Origin of the sequence: Halomonas sp. GT, from assembly GCF_002082565.1 — a bacterium.
In the GTDB taxonomy this organism is placed as follows: domain Bacteria; phylum Pseudomonadota; class Gammaproteobacteria; order Pseudomonadales; family Halomonadaceae; genus Vreelandella.
The window spans coordinates 2627120-2644072 of sequence record NZ_CP020562.1; the positions used below are offsets into that span (position 1 = coordinate 2627120).

Consider the following 16953-nt stretch of genomic DNA (forward strand, 5'->3'; position numbering starts at 1 on the left):
GTGCTGCGTTTTAATGTTGTTAGTTGTTGCTTGTTAATTATTAATTGTTAGCCATTAGAGAGCGAGAACAAGACGATCCCCCTTAGCTCTCGAACAGCAGGCCATCATACGATCACTGGCAGCCCGCTCAGCACGGCTGAGTACCAAGTCACGGTGATCAATATCCCCCTCGACAACAGCGACTTCACACGTACCACACAACCCTTCGCAGCAGTCGCTGGGCACATCCACGCCAAATGCCGTCAGTGCTTCAAGCAAGGTCTGATCATTCCCGACCTGAAGTGTCACGTTAGAGTCGGTAAGCACTACCTCGAAGGCATGCTCTTGTTCAGGATCAAGGATGTTAGAACGCGCCGAAAAATGCTCAACATGTAAGGTTCCTTCCGGCCAGTTCTGCGCCACTACCTCGAGCGCCTCTAACATTCGTTCAGGGCCACAGCAGTAGACCTGATCACCCTTGGCTACGCTGCTAAGTGCGGTCGAGATATCAAGCCGACACCCCTCATCACTCGCATGAACGGTTAGCGCTTCGCTGTGGTCGCGCTCGACGCGCTCCAAAAAGGCCATGGTTCGCCGCTCGGCACCGCAATAGTGAAGTGTGTACGGCTTACCTAACGCCTTAAGTTGATCGGCCATGGTGAGAATCGGCGTAATACCAATTCCGCCGGCTATCAAGGTATAGCGTTCTGCCGTCTCATCCAGGTGAAAATGATTCTTTGGGCCAGCAATATGCAGTACATCACCTGGTTTGATCGTCTCGTGAAAATATAATGAGCCGCCACGCCCCGTAGGCTCACGTAGGATAGCAATTGACAAGCGATGCCGGTCATTGCGCTTTCCACACAAAGAGTAATAGCGCCGCCATTCGCCTGAGACCAACTCGATATGCGAGCCAGGTGACCAGTCCGGCAGCTCACGGCCATAGGGGTCGACAAGATCGACCCGGACGACTTCCTCGGCTTCACGCGCTACCTCTGCGACTAAAACCCGACGCACAATATCCTCTTTAATAGGCGCACCAATGTGGAAATGTGTCGGGTTCTCTAACACTGCACGGTTACAACGTTCAGGGTTCTGCTCAGGGTCCCACTCCACCCAAAGCGAGGTTGGGCCACGGAAGGAAGTATTGGGCAGATACTCGAATGCTTGGTCCTTAATGAGGTGTATATGGGGTAAACGGCGGACAAATTCATCAAGGATAATACGCATTTCCATACGCGCAATATTCTTACCCATACATTGATGCGCACCGTAACCAAAGGTGAAGTGTTCTGCTGAGTTATGCCGGTAAATATCAAACTCGTCGGGGTTTTCAAAATGGCGTGGATCACGGTTAGCCGACGCTTGTACCAGTAACAGCTTGCCACCTTTTGGGATTGTCACTCCCCCAACGTTAGCATCCTCAGTAGCAATACGGCGCCAAGCAACCACGGAGCCAGCAGCACGAAGACACTCCTCAATCGCGCTGGGTATTAGCGTGGGGTTCTCACAAATATCGTTCCAAGAAGCACGGTTCGATAGCAGGATGCGGAAGGCATTCGTGGTGGCGAAAGCGGTCGTCTCATGGGCAGCTACCAAAATCGCCATCATCATTGAGCGCAGGTAACTCTCAGGCACAACGTCGGGGTGCTGGTTGTGCATACGGATCGAATCGTACATCCACCCCTCACCGGTTGGCTCTTCTCGCATGCGATCGAGAATAGCCTGTGCCGTTTGCCAGAATTGCCCCACGTCTTCAGCAATCTTCAGCTGCTGTTCTGGCGAGGGGCGGCCCCAGGTGTTAAGCGTGTGGGCGACCGAGAATTTGCGAAGCTCTTTAGCATCTTCACTGGGCACCCCCAAAAAGCGCAGCGCCACGGTCATGGGAATTTCCCGAAACATCTCCTCTACCAGATCCGCGCGGCCTTTATCGATGAAATGATCCATATAGCTACGCACTAATTCGCGAACCCATGCCTCATGCTTTTCGAGGTTCTCAGGCAGGAAAGCATCCATCAGCAGGCGGCGGCGCTCCATATGGTCTGGCTCATCCTCGTTGACCATGGTGCGACGCATTGCAAAGCCATAGCTTTCGAGAATTTTCACCGCTTCTGGCGGCGCTGGCGTCAGCTTCTCCAAGGCAATCGCGGGCGAAAAGGTGAGATTGTCACGGAAAACAGCTTTTACCTCGTCATAGCGGCTCACGACCCAATACCCAAGCTTAGGGCTGAAGAACACCGGCTCCTGCTCGCGAGACCAGCGTAGCGCCTCAGCGGGGTCAAGCTGGTAAGACGCACCGAAGGGATCAAAAGCAGCAGCATCCCCGGAGACGGGGCATCCCGTCGGTGATGTCACGGGCGCTTGGCTAGTTCCATGGCTAGTGGCATGAGCTGGCTGATGAAAAGGACAGCCTTCTGACATTCTATCGGGCTGGCGTGCAGGTGTGGTCATGATGTCTCCAAGGGGGAACGCTCAACAAGACGTTTGTTTTATTTTTGTCTCTATTAACGCACAATCATTATCTATTATAGAAACAAAAAATAGATGAAGTGTCGCGCATCGTCAATACGTGTTTGCAGCCCCAAGGTACTACGCCATACTTGTCGATCCTTCATTATCCAAACGCCAACGTCTGTTCGAGGTTCTCCACTGATGTCGTCCACGCTTCAAACGCTTGATCGCGGCCTGCTCGCCTTAAAAATAGTTTCCGAGCACAATGAAGGCATCAGCATCGCCAAGCTTGCTGAGGAGCTTGAAGTGCACAGAGCGATCGCCTATCGCATCGTCGCTACGCTCGAGTCACATGCCCTGCTTACCCGCACACAGGGGGGCACCCTTAGGTTAGGCGCAGGCATTACTTTGCTAGCCTCTCGTTTTGAACCTCAGCTCCATGCGGTCGCCCTGCCATTATTAAAAACCCTGGCCAAAGCAACACGCGCGACTGCCTTTATCTCTCTTGCCCAAGGGGAAGAGTGCATGGTGACGCTGGTCGCTGAGCCTGAAGAAGGAATGCTGCGAGTGGGATATCGCGTTGGCAGCCGCCACCCATTAACACAAGGTGCGGCGGGTATCGCAATTCTGGCAGGACGAGCACCGAAGGAAGAGGACAGCTCTGAGGTAAAGCAAGCCCGCGCTGATGGCTATAGCCTCACGCGGGGACAACTGCAACGCGGCGCGGTTGGCGTAGCCACCCACATCCCGACTACCCGATCTCGTAGTGGCATGGAAGCGTGTGTCGGCGTCGTCGCGATGGATGACCTGGATAGTGAGCGAGCAATTCGCGAGGTAAAGATTTCCGCGATACAGCTAGCAGAGCTGATTGGCCAATAGTCATAAGGACAGTAGTGATCAAGACAGTAGTGATCAAGACAGTAGTGATAAAGACAGTAGCGATAAGGACACGGCGATCGGCTTTAGCCTTAAAATCGCCTTCCATACCGGCGAACTGACGCACGTTGCTGTCTGTTCGCCATTGAGTATCCGTTCGTACTTGTCAGTTCGTACCTGTCCATTCGTGCTTAACAGCTTTACTGAAGAGCCCCCTCCAGGTCGGAGAGCAGCCACCACTTACTTATCGATGGAATTGCTTCTCCCGCTCGGGTTGCCAGAAAATCGCATCAATGCGCAGGCGCACCTCAGTGTTGTTGGGTAGTGGCCACTCAATTACATCGCCTACTCGTAAGCCAATTAACGCCGCGCCAATTGGGGCCATCACTGAAATGCCATCTTCAACGCTTTCAAGCGCATGTGGATACACTAACGTACGAATCATCTGACGCTCGCGGGTCAGGTCAGTAAAGCGTATCTGGCTGTTCATACTGACCACATCCTCAGGGATATCCTGAGGGTCAAGCACCTCTCCGCGGGCCAACTCTTCTTCCAGTAGCTCCGCCACCATCATGTCTTTTTCAGATGCAGTATCAATCAGGCGCTGAAGTCGTTCAGCATCAAGACGATTAATGATAATAGGAGGACGCTGCCCCATCTCTACTCTCCTCGGAAAGCAATGAATAGTGATGCCAGTGGTATAAAACGCACCAACGAAAACAGCCCTTCCCCAGAGGGAAAGGACTGTATTACGACAGTGTATGTGGTTTAGTTAATAAAAGCGATTAGATAACGCCCTGCTCAATCATCGCATCGGCCACTTTGCGGAAGCCCGCAATATTGGCACCCAATACAAGATTGTCAGGTTCACCAAACTCACTTGCTGTATCAGCACACTGGCGATGAATATCGGCCATAATCTGTTTAAGTTTCAGATCCACTTTCTCTAACGGCCACTGCTCCATACTACTGTTCTGAGCCATCTCCAACTGACTAGTCGCTACGCCACCCGCGTTAGCTGCCTTGCCAGGACCGTAAGCAATTTTAGCCTCCAAAAAGACATCTACCGCCTCTTTGGTGGAAGGCATGTTAGCCCCTTCGCTCACGCAGGTAACGCCATTGGCTAACAACGTTTTGGCATCGGCTTCGGTCAGCTCATTTTGCGTCGCACAAGGGAACGCTACCTCGCCTTCAATTCGCCAAACCGCGTGGCCATCCTGCGGGTAATCCCGAGCCGAAATGTACTGGGCTTCCGGATGGTCATGGAGATAGCTTTCCAGCGATACACGCTGGACTTCCTTTAACTGTTTGAGCAGACCTAAATCGATGCCGCTAGGGTCGTGAATAGTCCCTTTGGAATCACTACAGGTAACGGGCTTGGCTCCCAACTCATAAAGCTTCTCGATCGTATAAATCGCCACATTGCCCGCGCCAGATACCAAACACGTTTTACCCTGTAACGTTTGATCTTTGGTCGCCAGCATGTTTTCGGCAAAATAAACCGCACCGTAGCCAGTGGCTTCTTTACGCCCAAGAGAGCCACCCCAGTTTAGGCCTTTTCCAGTTAGTACGCCCTCGTAACGCCCCGTTAAGCGCTTATACTGACCAAATAGGTAACCAATTTCTCGTCCACCAACACCAATGTCGCCAGCGGGCACATCAGTGTGCGGCCCAATATGACGATAAAGCTCCGACATAAACGCCTGACAGAAACGCATGATTTCATTGTCAGACTTTCCTTTCGGGTCAAAATCAGCGCCACCCTTACCACCACCAATAGGCAAGCCCGTTAGCGCATTTTTGAAGATTTGCTCAAATCCTAAAAATTTAATGGTGCCCGATGTCACGCTGGGGTGAAAACGCAAACCGCCCTTATAAGGGCCAAGCGCCGAATTAAATTGCACGCGATAGCCTTTGTTTACTTGCACACGGCCAGCATCATCCACCCAACTCACCCGGAACATTACCTGTCGCTCCGGCTCAACAATACGCTCAATAATGCTGTGCTGATGGTAATGCGGCGCCCGTTCGAACAATGGGCGAAGACACTCAAGCACTTCTTCCGTTGCTTGATAAAACTCAGTTTGTGCAGGGCTACTTTTCGCTAAACGTGTCAGCGTATCGTGAACATAAGGCATATACAGTCACCCTTTTATAGTTAAAAACGTCGATTTGCTGGCCAGAGCGATGACGTATTTAACTCCGATCACGAAAAACTGCATACCCTATGCAAGTTCGGTATAGCCCAAAAAAACGACAAAGCTAGACTAAAGTGGAAATTAAATTGCACCTTTATCGCGCAATCAGAAAACTCTAATAAACGATAATTTAACTATAAATGGCAATATATTGTCGCCCGATGCCGACCTCACCCCAACTAACAAATACGCACATAAAGAAACCAAAGCGACTGAAAGCGCGATGGGAACTTGTGTCTTAATATGATCAATATGATCGGAGCCAGCCTCTACTGAGAAGACAACGTTGTTAACTGTCGCCACCTTAAAGGTAGCAATATGATTTGACTGACACCGTGTGGCCGAGCACTAAAAGATAAAAAATGGGTCAGCCCGACCTTTCCAAAACCAATTGCAGACTTTTGCTTGATAAAAAAGCAGCCTTCCCGCTGAAGAGAAAAGATACACCGCATTCACTAAGATCAGGGGGATAACGTCGCTACCTATCTAGTGTCTTTGAAAGGATAGAAACAAAAGGCATAAACTCAGGCCTTTGCATATCTAAGTGATGAAACATAAGTTCTGAAGCGAGACTATCATCTCTTTCAGCAATGGCTTTCGCGATCGCTAAGTGCTCCCTTGCAGACATCGCCGTCATTCCAGCAACCCGGTGTATATGTTTACGGTATGGAGAGACTTTTCTCCTGACGCGATAAACCATATTCACCAGTTCATCATTCGTTGCCATTCTATAAATTGTCTCGTGAAAATCCTTGTTTGAAGATGTGTATTCTTTTGCGCCCGCCTCCGCTGCATCAACTGTAAGCTTTGCCTTTATAGTTAACAGTTCCTTATCATCTGCATGGCCTGATCTAGCAGCTAATCTAGCACATGATGATTCTAAAACTGCCAGTAGTTCTAAAAGACTGAGCACATAGGTGAGACTACTCCTTCTAATGTAAACTCCCCTCCTAGCAAAGTGCTCTACTAGGCCCTCAGCCTCCAAGCACCTCAACACATCTCTAATTGGGGTTCTAGAAACACCGAATTCAGCTGCAAGATCTCTTTCATTCAGTTTTTCACCAGGCAAAAAATGTCCATCAAGGATCCTTTGCTCAATTTCCAGTTTTATTTCATCTCGCCCCATACCAACTCCGCTCATCATCGTTTTCAAATAGGAAGCCCTCCGAAGCTTCCAGAGGGCCATTAAATGAATCTTTCTAACTAAAGGTGGTTTTATAAATATTCGTTAAATAACTCGACAAGCCTCTCACCTTCATCACCATATTCGTCAGAAAATTGCTGCAAATATTTATTTCTAATTTGGCTCGCTTGATCAAGGTCTTCATCCGAAAGAGCATAAACTTCTGACGCTTCAGATCTAACTTTTTCTCCCAGCCTTTCCGACTCTTCTTCAAAGTTTTCGATTGACCAAGCTACCGTTTCTGCTGCAGCTGTCATCAATGCCTCCTGCTGATCAGACGAGAGCCTATCCCATTTTCTTTTATTCATAATCAGAGGATATGGCGTACGTACTATAGAGCCGTCCATCATAACAGGAGCCACCTCGGAAAGACCAAGGTTCGCATAAGAAGAATCAGTTGTAATTACCCCGTCCACTCCTCCTGTCTGAAGCTGCAAAAACTGCTCTGCAGCGCTCATAAACACTACAGATGAACCTAAATCCTGTAATGCAGGATCAGTATACCCACCTACACCTCGAATTCGCTTTCCCCTAAGGTCCTCAAGGCTATCGATTGAATCAGCCAAGAAGACGGTGGTTTGACCAGATGAATTTATAAACCCCAAGAGCTTTACATTCGAACGCTCAAATTCTTCATCCAAAATATCAAGCGTTCTTTCATCATTTGCAAACTCAAGTAACTTACTATCAGTAAACTCATCAGGAGGAAATGGAATAGTAAAAATTCTCATTAAATCAACACTTCCAACCGCATAACCACCAAAAAGGCTATAAATATCTACGCTGCCTCTTGCTGTCGCCATAAAACCATCTCGTCCCCTAACTAAGGATTCGGACGGATAAACTTGGATGTCAAATAGCTCTTGATCAACAGCATCTGCAAAATACTGAGCCGTTTTTCCTCGAAAGTCCTCTGCTGGAAAATAGTGACCTAGCCTAAGCGACTCTTGGGCAATTACAGTTGTAGAAAACGCAACAATTGAAGCTGCAAGTACGGATTTTTTAAAATTATTAATCATGGTGTTATTCCTTTAGTTGTTAATATTATTTATTACCATCAAAACAAATTATCTTTTTAAACACCTCCATGCTATCAGGTTGAAACAAGACCAGGAAAGACAGAAAGAATCACTATAGAAATTACATATAGTCCAATAAAGGGCAATGTACCACGAACTACTTGATGCAATTTAAGACCGATCACACTATCGCGAACGACATACAAACACAGTCCTACTGGCGGAGTTATAACGGCAAAACACATATTTACCATCATAACAACACCAAGCCAAACTGGGTCAAATCCATAAAGCATCATTGTAGGAAAAACAATGGGCACAGCGATTATAACAAGAGAGATTGCATCTAAAAGCATCCCCATAAAGAAAAGCATAACCATTACTATGAAAAAGAACGTCCACTTATTTAGCTCTGCAGAAATTACATACTCAGCAATTTTTTGTGGAACCTGTGCATTGCTTAAAGCATAACTGAAGACCATAGCACATGCTAAAATGGTTAACAGCATACAACTTATCTTGGTTGATTTAACAAAGGCTTGAGTTAGATTCTTTAATGTGAGCTTACGTTTGGAAAGCGCAATTAATAACGACCCCACAACACCAATTGCCGCAGCCTCAGTAGGTGTAGCTATTCCATTGTAAATACTACCGATGACCACGAATATCAATAATACAACGGGGCCTGCCAGTAATAATGAGCCAACAAAACTAAGGTCATCCTTCTCTCTTTTAGGCTTATAAGTCTGATAACCACGATCTTTATGAGCACCAATTAGCGATATTGAAAAAACATAAGCACACATAACAAGCATAATCACAATACCAGGAATAATTGCTCCCGAAAAAAGCTTCGCTATTGACGTTTCTGTCACAACACCATACATAATTAAAGGCAAACTAGGTGGTATAATCATGCCTAACCCACTAGATGCTGCCACTGTCCCTGCAGAAACCTCATTAGAGTAATGCCTTTTTAACATTTCTGGTATTGCCACTGCCCCAATAACTGCCGCAACACCAATCGCAGTACCACTAACAGCACCAAATATTGCTCCAGCTACAATTGCGCTCATTGCTATCCCACCAGGCATCCGACCAATCCACTTATCCACACTTCTAAACAAGTCTTTGCCCACACCTGATGTATTGATAATTTCGCTCATCAAAACAAAAAGTGGTATCGCAACAAGCACAAACTCTGAAACTGTTCCCCATACAATGTCTGAGATCGCAATTGATGACTCGAAACCACCAACATAAATAATCCCAGCCAAAGCGGATAACGCTAAGGAAAAAGCAACAGGCACACCAAGAACTAAAAGAAAGATTAGTGATAAAACAACAACTATGACCATGATAACCTCCTCGTTATATTTATTGTTCGGTCAGGAACCTAGTTGCCAGCATCCTTACTGCTTCAATAGCAAGAATAGAGCTACCAATTGGCATAAAGGACTGGGGGAGATATAAAGGCATAGCCAGCGTGGTCGAGGAACGCCAGCCAAGCTCATAAGAGAGCATGGCCATATCGTATGTGGCCCACGCCATTACGAGTGCAAAGACAAATACAAAAAAATCTACCAGCCCAAGCACGAGATAATGAAGCCGAGCGGGAAGCCTATCTACGAGTATGGTCATACCCACATGTCCATTTTCTCGATACACTTTACCAGCGGCCATAAAAAGAATACCTGCCACTAAATACCCAGAAACCTCTGACACCCATACTGAAGAAACACCTAATAAAAACCTGTTTAACACCTCCCAAGATATAGAAATTACTAAAAAAAACATTATAAAGAGAGATATATAAAAACTTGCATCACCAACTTTTCTTACTATAAAACCAGGCATACTCATATCTACTTCCTCAGAATTAATTGTTATTAACTTAAAGACCAATAGGAAGTGAAATTATTTATGATAATAAAGCTCTGAAAGATCCTGGCGTAGCCTTGCTTTTACTACCTTTCCCATTGCATTTCTAGGAAGCTCGTCATAGAAAACAATGCATTTAGGATTTTTATAAGAAGCAAGCTGCGACTTGCACTCTCGAAGAACATCTTCCTGTAACAATTGACTGCTATTTTCACAGACAACTACTGCTGTTACCGCTTCACCAAAATCACTATGCGGAAGTCCTATTACTGCAGATTCACTAACACCTTCCATAGCGTCAATCACCATTTCTACTTCTTTAGGGTAAACATTGTATCCTCCAGTTATTACTAGATCCTTCTGTCTTCCAACAATGTAAAGGTAACCTTCCGAATCCTGCTTACCTATATCACCTGTCTTGAACCAACCATCATCTGTAAACTCTTCAGCTGTTTTTTTTGGCTTTCTCCAGTATCCTTTCATAATTGCTGGGCCTCTTATCTCAACACCTCCTACCTCTCCTACTTCAGCTAAATCCCCAGACTCTTTTCTTACTCTTAATTCAACTCCATCGATTGGTTTGCCAACCGCCCCTAGCTTTCTATTTCCAATGTAGGGGTTAGAAGTAATAATAGCTGACTCCGTCATCCCATATCTTTCTAAAATAACATGGCCTGTCCTGCTATAAAATTCTTGCCCAACTTCCTCAAGAAGAGGTGCTGAGCCCGAAATAAACAGACGCATTGAGCTCGTTGACACTTTGTTAAACTCATCACATGAAAGCAGCCGAGTGTAAAACGTAGGCACCCCCATCATGACTGTGCACTGAGGAAGATAATCAACAACTTTACTGGCATCAAACTTATCTAGAAATACCATCTTACTTCCTGACAGTAGCACGCAATGTGTTGAAATAAACAATCCATGAGCATGAAAAATAGGCAGTGTATGCAGTAGTGTGTCGCTACTAGTGAAGCTCCAAGCTTTTGTCAAAGCGTGACCATTTGAACTTAAGCATCCATGTGTAAGCATCGCTCCTTTTGGTTGGCCCGTCGTGCCAGACGTATACATTATGATAGCTATATCATCAGCACTTCTAGGTACCACATTGTGAGCAGATGATTGTTTTTTTGCCCCTATAGTAAACGAACCTTCACCACATTTGTCTAAGGTCAATACACCCAAGCGAACATTCTTTTTTACCGCCTCAGAGTTTTCTTCTGCTTTTTCTTTAGATGCAATAAAAACTACTGGCTCTGCATCACAAAGAAAATACTCCATTTCTTTGGCCGTATAGGCAGTATTAAGAGGTAAAAATATCCCACCCATGCGCAATACCGCCAGATACAAAAAGAAACCCTCTGGACTTTTTTCTAATTGAGCAGCTACTCGGTCACCAGGCTTAACACCTAAGCAAGTCAAAAAATTTGCATATTTTGCAGTCAGATCATCTACATCTTGATAATAGTATTTATAATTATCACCACCAATCATAAATAACTCACTTGCTTGATCATTAGCGATTTCAAGCACTTCTGAAATAAAATTATTATTCATAAAGACCTCAGAAAAAACAATCAACAACTCCTGACTCCAAAAGGCAAGAGTTACTTACAAAAGAACTTCCATTATCATTTTTTTTAATGGCGCTGACTATTTGAGATGGAAGAGATTCAACCTCAACTCCTTTTTTTGCATATATCTTATCACTACCAGCTGATAGAGCTATATAAATACCACCTGATATATTATCTAGCAGATAGCAAACAACACTATTCCCAGATTTTCTTTTTTTATACAACACTTCCGAAAGCATATATAAAATCTTACTTTGATAGCTTTCTTCATGCTTAGCTAAAATACTATGAGAAGACCATTCACAATTTATTTTTATTACACCAGGCAATACCCAATCATCAATAACGCTTGCAAGTGATAGTAGGTCAAGAGGGCTCGGAGGAGCATTACCTAAACAGCTCACACCTTCAGCCTCTATGACAATTCTATTCGATAAAAAGCCACTCCCTTTTAACATTCTTGAAACAGAGTAAAATTCTTCATATAAGTTTCCCGAACATGAAAACAATGCATTCTTTAATACATCTTCCGCTTCTTTATCGCTACCATAATCAAGGTATACTGCGCCCGGGTCTGCTTTTACGCGCACATCACGCGATATGATACTTTCAACATACTTTTGATCTTCGTCTTCTTTAACTATAAGAACCCTTGGCCCCGTCATTGAAACCCGAGTATCTTCAGAGTAAAATCTAGCATCTCCAGACATTGCAAGAATACTTGCACCACCAAAAATATTTCTTCCTAACAGAAATACTAGCTTACCCCCTGTTTGCTTAAACTCCAGAGCTCTTCCAATTAATTTTCTGAAAGAAGCTTGTATGGCAATACCATCATCTAATTTTGCACCGGACGAATTCAAATAAAAAACGATAGATAGTTTTTCTCTATCAGCAAAGTCAAAAGCATCGCAAATCAATTTTATGTCGCTTATGCCTAAAGCTCCTTTTACTGAGTTATCCTTTGAACTTATAAAGACAATATCATTATTAAAAAACTTTCCCAGCTGCCAATAAACGGAGTACGCACTCCGCTCTTGCACTGGTGGCCCTTGGCTTTCGTCAGATACATCAATAGTCGTTAGAAGTTTTAAGGCATCCATTATTCTTATCCTTATATTTGGTATACCAAAGGTAGAACTTGGAGCACAATACAACTAGTAGACTATAGTCTATGTTTTTGACAAGACAATGTAATTAATTCCTAAGCGACTGTTTATTAAAACTTTAATTTCCAGACGCGGTGAAAAATATTTAAAAAACGGTACTCTCGAGTCCTTTTTATCCTCGTCTTGGTGTCGTTTCTATGAATGCCAAGGATTCCTCCAGGTATAACGGGCACATCCAAGCGGGCGCGTCGGAAGGCTTGCCTACATAAAATAAACACATCTTTTCTTACTGGATAAATTACCAAAAAATGAAAATCAAATTCTTACAGCACACCGAGGCAGTGTGAGGATTGGGCAATACTTGGTAAGCAGTATTTAATGATGGGCGGATGCAGAATCTGAGTGCAACACACTCATTGGATGGTTGATGGGCTCTCATGGTATATGGTTATCCTCTCGCTCATCACTTCTATCGGACATTTAAAATCAAAGCATTTTCTAGGCCGCATATTCACCTTAAAGGCAATGACATCAAGCACTTCCTGGCTATGCACTAAGATCTATTCCTTTCGGTAAATATTAGCGAATAAGGCCATTGATATTCTTGTTGGCATTCGGTTCAGGGCGACACTAAAACCTGCTACGGCGAATTGCGTGTGGTTTTACCCTGTCGCTAGCGCGAATTAGTTTCTTGCGAAGGTGGCCAACAGGCAAAGCATAAATAGCCGTGTAGATGATCTCTCGGCAGACGTAGGCATCGCGCAAATCAGGTAGTTTCATCGTCTTGAGCTTGCCGCAACATAGGCACGATGAAATCAAACCGCTCGGTGCTTGGCAAAAGCTTACGCGCAGGACGACAAATCACTCGACGCTTTTTTCGCTGACGCTGGGGAATATGCCGAGACTCATACCTTGGGCTTGACCCACTTGGATGCTGGCACGTACTTCAATGCTGAGTTCGAGGTAAGACATGGGACAACAGCTAGCGAAATGCTCAGGTGTTGCACTCAGTTTCTGCGGCCAAGCATGCGGGATAGCAGTAATGGTGCATGAAGCGACTGGAAACCCACGCATCTAATATCAAGATGCGTAGGAGCGTTAGGAAAAGCCCAATAGCGTAATGGAGCCTAGCGTTCTGCATTCATACCAAAATATCGTCCCACCAGCTGCCGGTACCAGAACATTCTAAAAATATTGATTATCCCAAGAAGCAACGGCAATAGATAAACGATGAAGGACGCATTTTGCATAGCAGGAAAGAAATTAGGCAGCATAAACACCACCATGACGCCTAAAAAAACAATGAGATTAAAGTAAAACGCTTGTCGCTCATACCCACATAAATTAATCATGACGGACTCAACAACACCAAGCTGCGCGGTGGCAATATAAAACCCAAGTGCAACTACAAATACAACCGATGTTAAAAAGTCATTGATCTCGACAAAGACATACAAGTAAACAAAAATAAAAAGCGTTAAAGAAGGAAATAGCGTAGCGATAATAACTTTCACCTTGCGACGCAGGCTCAATACAAACTGACTGTCAAAATGTTTTGCCAATACCATTTTAGATAATGCAGCCGTGCCGTTATTGATCACTCCCCTAGGAACAGCAGAGATAGAGCTAAAAACCAAGGCTGCAATGGAAGCAACAACCGCAATCTCACTCCCGCCCAAAGCGGCAAAAAAGGAAGGAAGAATAAAACTCACGCCTCCGCTTGCCGCATTCGACAGGCCCACCACCAAGCTAGAGACCGTTTTATCCTTAGAGATCAAGGCCACACTACCTTCACTAGGCGTTTCATACGATTGATAATAACGCCAGAAAAAGACAACACACAGCGATGCCAAATATGAAAAAGACAGGAAAATAAAAATGGCAGAGCTGTCAATATTATCTTTATATACATACGCCACCAACATACAAGCAACGAAAAAAAATCCTATTAAAATATCGTTCACCAATAGCCGATAGAAATCTTTCTTAAAAATAAGATAATTCCTAAACACCTGATAAACGGATGTTGAAATCACCAAGAAAAACAGTGAAAAAAAATCTGGAACAACCAGAAACCATGACACTAACAGTAAAGCAACGAGAGATACCGCACCTCCAACAACAACAGATGACAACGAATAACTTAAAAAGGTAGTAACGCTACTTTCTTTCGCCATACCTTTAACGAGTATCGTAGAAAATCCTATCCCACAAATCATCACAAAAAACGCAGCAAGCGTATACTGCGTGGAAAAAGTTACCACCTCTTCGCTGGCAATAAAAAACATTGAAAATGTAATAACAAATATTCTAAAAGCACCAGGCGTGGCTGCTGTAAGGATCGGTAGTGAACGTAAAACAAAGCTCGGCAGCGGTGCCATAAAGCAATCTCTTGTAGCCAAATGAAGAAACTAGCACGGCTCAAAGTATACGCACCAATCGCTATACGATGGAAATCAATCTAAGAATAGCCGCTCTCGATGCAACGACGAATCTCGTGAGGGACGAGCGAAGGGGGCAATCGCGTCATTCCCGAGTGGGATTATCGGGAATGACAGAACGGCGGGAATGCCCCGCATTCCTACTAAGGCACCCGCGTCGTAACTAAGTAAGCAACAGTTGATGAAGCCCTCGCATCACTCCACCGTGACGCTTTTCGCCAAGTTACGGGGCTTGTCTACGTCGGTGCCTTTTACCAGCGCTACGTGGTAAGACAACAGTTGGAGTGCTACCACGTGCAGTACGGGCGAAAGCAAACCGTAGTTTTCCGGCATCACCAGCACATTAACGCCCTCACTTGGCTTAACGGTGCTACCGCCATCAGCAAACACATAAAGCTGCCCGCCACGGGCACTCACTTCTTGCATGTTGGCTTTTAGCTTTTCAAGTAGCTCATCATTGGGCGCCACCACCACCACAGGCATATCAGCATCGACTAATGCCAACGGGCCGTGTTTCAACTCCCCTGCAGGGTAAGCTTCCGCATGAATATAAGAGATTTCTTTTAGCTTCAGCGCCCCTTCCAACGCAATCGGGAAATGGCGGCCACGGCCTAAGAACAGCGCATGCTGCTTATTGGCGAAATGTTTCGACCACGCCTTGATGCTCGGCTCTAGCGCCAGCACTTTTTTAACCGCGATTGGCAAATGGCGTAGCTCGTCTAGATAAGCTTTCTCAACTGTTTCATCTAACCGATGATTCGCTTTTGCCAACAAAAGCGTAAGCAAAAATAGTGCACTCAGCTGAGTGGTAAAGGCCTTCGTAGAAGCAACACCAATTTCCGGGCCAGCGCGAGTAATAAAACGCAGCAGGGTTTCACGGACAATGGCTGACTCAGGCACATTACAAATCGCAAGTGTATGGGTGTGCCCCATTGATTTAGCGTGCTGCAATGCAGCCAGCGTATCAGCAGTTTCACCCGACTGAGAAATAACCACGACGAGCTGATTGGGATTCGCTACGCTTTGGCGATAACGGTATTCGCTGGCAATTTCAACATTGCACGCAATACCAGCGACTTGTTCAATCCAGTATTTAGCCGTCATGCCTGCATAACTAGACGTCCCACAGGCTAGGATCAGTACAGAACCTACTTTATCAAAAACGTCTTGCGCTTCTGCGCCAAAGATACCCGGCTGCAGTTGACCGGCGCCGCTCAGCATTTCCAACGTGTTGCCCAACGCTTGGGGCTGCTCAAATATTTCTTTTTGCATGTAGTGATTAAACTCGCCTAGCTCAACCGCATTCGCAGAAAGGCTAGAGATAACCACTTCTCGCTGAGCGGGCTGGCCAAGCGTATCAACCAATGTGATCGAATCACGCGTTAAGCGCGCCACATCACCGTTTTCCAGGTACATCATACGCTGAGTGACAGACAGCAGCGCCGAGGCATCTGAAGCGGCATAGTGGCCATCATCACCAATACCTAACATCAGCGGCGAACCTTCACGAGCCACGACTAAGCAATCCGGCTCTTCTTCGCTGACCACCGCCAGCGCGAAAGCACCATGCAAATGCGCCACAGCACAACGTACCGCAGAAAATAGGGATTCCGCTGGCTCGCCAATTTCGCCTTTAAAGCAGGCTTGGATTAGGTGCGCAATGGTTTCAGTATCGGTGTCAGAAGTAAACTCGTAGCCAAACCCCTGAAGCTTTTCACGTAGGGTTTCATAGTTTTCAATGATGCCATTGTGCACAACGGCTAACCCGCTAGAAATATGGGGATGAGCGTTACGTTCAGCAGGCACTCCGTGGGTTGCCCAACGGGTGTGAGCAATGCCTACTTTCCCCTCGACTCTTTCCTCCTTAACGCGGGCTTCAAGTACCGACACTCGGCCTTTAGCGCGGGCACGTGCTAACTTACCAGAGTCACTTAACACTGCTAACCCAGCAGAGTCATAGCCGCGGTATTCAAGCACTTTCAAGCCTGAAAGCAAAAACGGGGTACATTCCATTACGCCAACAGCGCCAACGATTCCGCACATACTAAATCCTTTAATAACGACTTATAACGACGATGGCATTCATCGTATGTAAAGAGCCATGTGCAAAACACAGCTAGCAAAGAACCATCTGCAAAGGGCTATTTACAAACATCCGTGACACAAACCAGCTACAAGAGACTGATCATAGCCAGCTCCAAAGGAACAACCATAGCAAGCACCCCATAAACAGACTCTT

General features: G+C 45.6%; 12 protein-coding genes and 1 pseudogene. 1 reads left to right on the plus strand and 12 read right to left on the minus strand.

Features of this window, described 5'->3' with window-relative positions:
• Positions 1-54 precede the first annotated feature (54 nt).
• Positions 55-2430 (minus strand): cytochrome P450/oxidoreductase, encoded by a 2376-nt coding sequence (locus B6A39_RS12275; RefSeq protein WP_083006100.1) that lies wholly within the window; start codon positions 2428-2430, stop codon positions 55-57.
• A 201-nt stretch (positions 2431-2631) separates the two neighbouring features.
• Between B6A39_RS12275 and B6A39_RS12280 the strand changes: the two genes are divergently transcribed.
• On the plus strand, positions 2632-3309 hold the full coding sequence (locus tag B6A39_RS12280; protein WP_083006102.1) for an IclR family transcriptional regulator: 678 nt from the start codon (positions 2632-2634) through the stop codon (positions 3307-3309).
• A gap of 241 nt (positions 3310-3550) precedes the next feature.
• On the opposite strand, the gene rnk is transcribed toward B6A39_RS12280, so the two are convergent.
• From rnk to glmS, 11 genes and pseudogenes are all read right to left on the minus strand, one after another.
• A complete protein-coding gene (gene rnk / locus B6A39_RS12285; RefSeq protein ID WP_009721838.1) occupies positions 3551-3964 on the minus strand; it encodes a nucleoside diphosphate kinase regulator in 414 nt (137 codons plus the stop codon).
• 127 nt (positions 3965-4091) lie between these two features.
• A complete protein-coding gene (gene gdhA / locus B6A39_RS12290) occupies positions 4092-5444 on the minus strand; it encodes an NADP-specific glutamate dehydrogenase (protein WP_083006104.1) in 1353 nt (450 codons plus the stop codon).
• A 538-nt stretch (positions 5445-5982) separates the two neighbouring features.
• Entirely contained in the window at positions 5983-6690 is a 708-nt protein-coding gene (locus tag B6A39_RS12295) for a GntR family transcriptional regulator (RefSeq protein ID WP_083006106.1), read from the minus strand.
• 29 nt (positions 6691-6719) lie between these two features.
• Positions 6720-7706 carry a TRAP transporter substrate-binding protein gene (locus tag B6A39_RS12300; RefSeq protein WP_083006108.1) on the minus strand — a complete coding sequence of 329 codons (987 nt, stop codon included), beginning with the start codon at positions 7704-7706 and terminating at the stop codon, positions 6720-6722.
• Positions 7707-7780: 74 nt separating this feature from the next.
• The gene (locus tag B6A39_RS12305) at positions 7781-9064 is read right to left on the minus strand and encodes a TRAP transporter large permease (protein ID WP_083006110.1); all 1284 of its coding nucleotides are present in this window, start codon (positions 9062-9064) and stop codon (positions 7781-7783) included.
• A gap of 19 nt (positions 9065-9083) precedes the next feature.
• A complete protein-coding gene (locus tag B6A39_RS12310; protein ID WP_083006112.1) occupies positions 9084-9569 on the minus strand; it encodes a TRAP transporter small permease subunit in 486 nt (161 codons plus the stop codon).
• 54 nt (positions 9570-9623) lie between these two features.
• Entirely contained in the window at positions 9624-11144 is a 1521-nt protein-coding gene (locus B6A39_RS12315; RefSeq protein ID WP_083006114.1) for an AMP-binding protein, read from the minus strand.
• Positions 11145-11151: 7 nt separating this feature from the next.
• Positions 11152-12267, minus strand: a complete 1116-nt coding sequence (locus B6A39_RS12320) for a hypothetical protein (RefSeq protein WP_083006116.1) — start codon at positions 12265-12267, stop codon at positions 11152-11154.
• Positions 12268-12686: 419 nt separating this feature from the next.
• A pseudogene (locus tag B6A39_RS12325) lies at positions 12687-13245 on the minus strand (hypothetical protein).
• 155 nt (positions 13246-13400) lie between these two features.
• Positions 13401-14654 carry a hypothetical protein gene (locus B6A39_RS12330; RefSeq protein ID WP_083006118.1) on the minus strand — a complete coding sequence of 418 codons (1254 nt, stop codon included), beginning with the start codon at positions 14652-14654 and terminating at the stop codon, positions 13401-13403.
• Between the two features lie 255 nt (positions 14655-14909).
• A complete protein-coding gene (glmS, locus tag B6A39_RS12335; RefSeq protein WP_083006120.1) occupies positions 14910-16757 on the minus strand; it encodes a glutamine--fructose-6-phosphate transaminase (isomerizing) in 1848 nt (615 codons plus the stop codon).
• Positions 16758-16953: the final 196 nt, after the last annotated feature.

What these genes read in the sequence shown, in the direction of transcription:
- B6A39_RS12275 (WP_083006100.1), bottom strand. Translation starts at nt 2,430, where the DNA reads ATGACCACACCTGCACGCCAGCCCGATAGAATGTCAGAAGGCTGTCCT.
- B6A39_RS12280 (WP_083006102.1), top strand. Translation starts at nt 2,632, where the DNA reads ATGTCGTCCACGCTTCAAACGCTTGATCGCGGCCTGCTCGCCTTAAAA.
- rnk (WP_009721838.1), bottom strand. Translation starts at nt 3,964, where the DNA reads ATGGGGCAGCGTCCTCCTATTATCATTAATCGTCTTGATGCTGAACGA.
- gdhA (WP_083006104.1), bottom strand. Translation starts at nt 5,444, where the DNA reads ATGCCTTATGTTCACGATACGCTGACACGTTTAGCGAAAAGTAGCCCT.
- B6A39_RS12295 (WP_083006106.1), bottom strand. Translation starts at nt 6,690, where the DNA reads ATGGCCCTCTGGAAGCTTCGGAGGGCTTCCTATTTGAAAACGATGATG.
- B6A39_RS12300 (WP_083006108.1), bottom strand. Translation starts at nt 7,706, where the DNA reads ATGATTAATAATTTTAAAAAATCCGTACTTGCAGCTTCAATTGTTGCG.
- B6A39_RS12305 (WP_083006110.1), bottom strand. Translation starts at nt 9,064, where the DNA reads ATGGTCATAGTTGTTGTTTTATCACTAATCTTTCTTTTAGTTCTTGGT.
- B6A39_RS12310 (WP_083006112.1), bottom strand. Translation starts at nt 9,569, where the DNA reads ATGAGTATGCCTGGTTTTATAGTAAGAAAAGTTGGTGATGCAAGTTTT.
- B6A39_RS12315 (WP_083006114.1), bottom strand. Translation starts at nt 11,144, where the DNA reads ATGAATAATAATTTTATTTCAGAAGTGCTTGAAATCGCTAATGATCAA.
- B6A39_RS12320 (WP_083006116.1), bottom strand. Translation starts at nt 12,267, where the DNA reads ATGGATGCCTTAAAACTTCTAACGACTATTGATGTATCTGACGAAAGC.
- B6A39_RS12330 (WP_083006118.1), bottom strand. Translation starts at nt 14,654, where the DNA reads ATGGCACCGCTGCCGAGCTTTGTTTTACGTTCACTACCGATCCTTACA.
- glmS (WP_083006120.1), bottom strand. Translation starts at nt 16,757, where the DNA reads ATGTGCGGAATCGTTGGCGCTGTTGGCGTAATGGAATGTACCCCGTTT.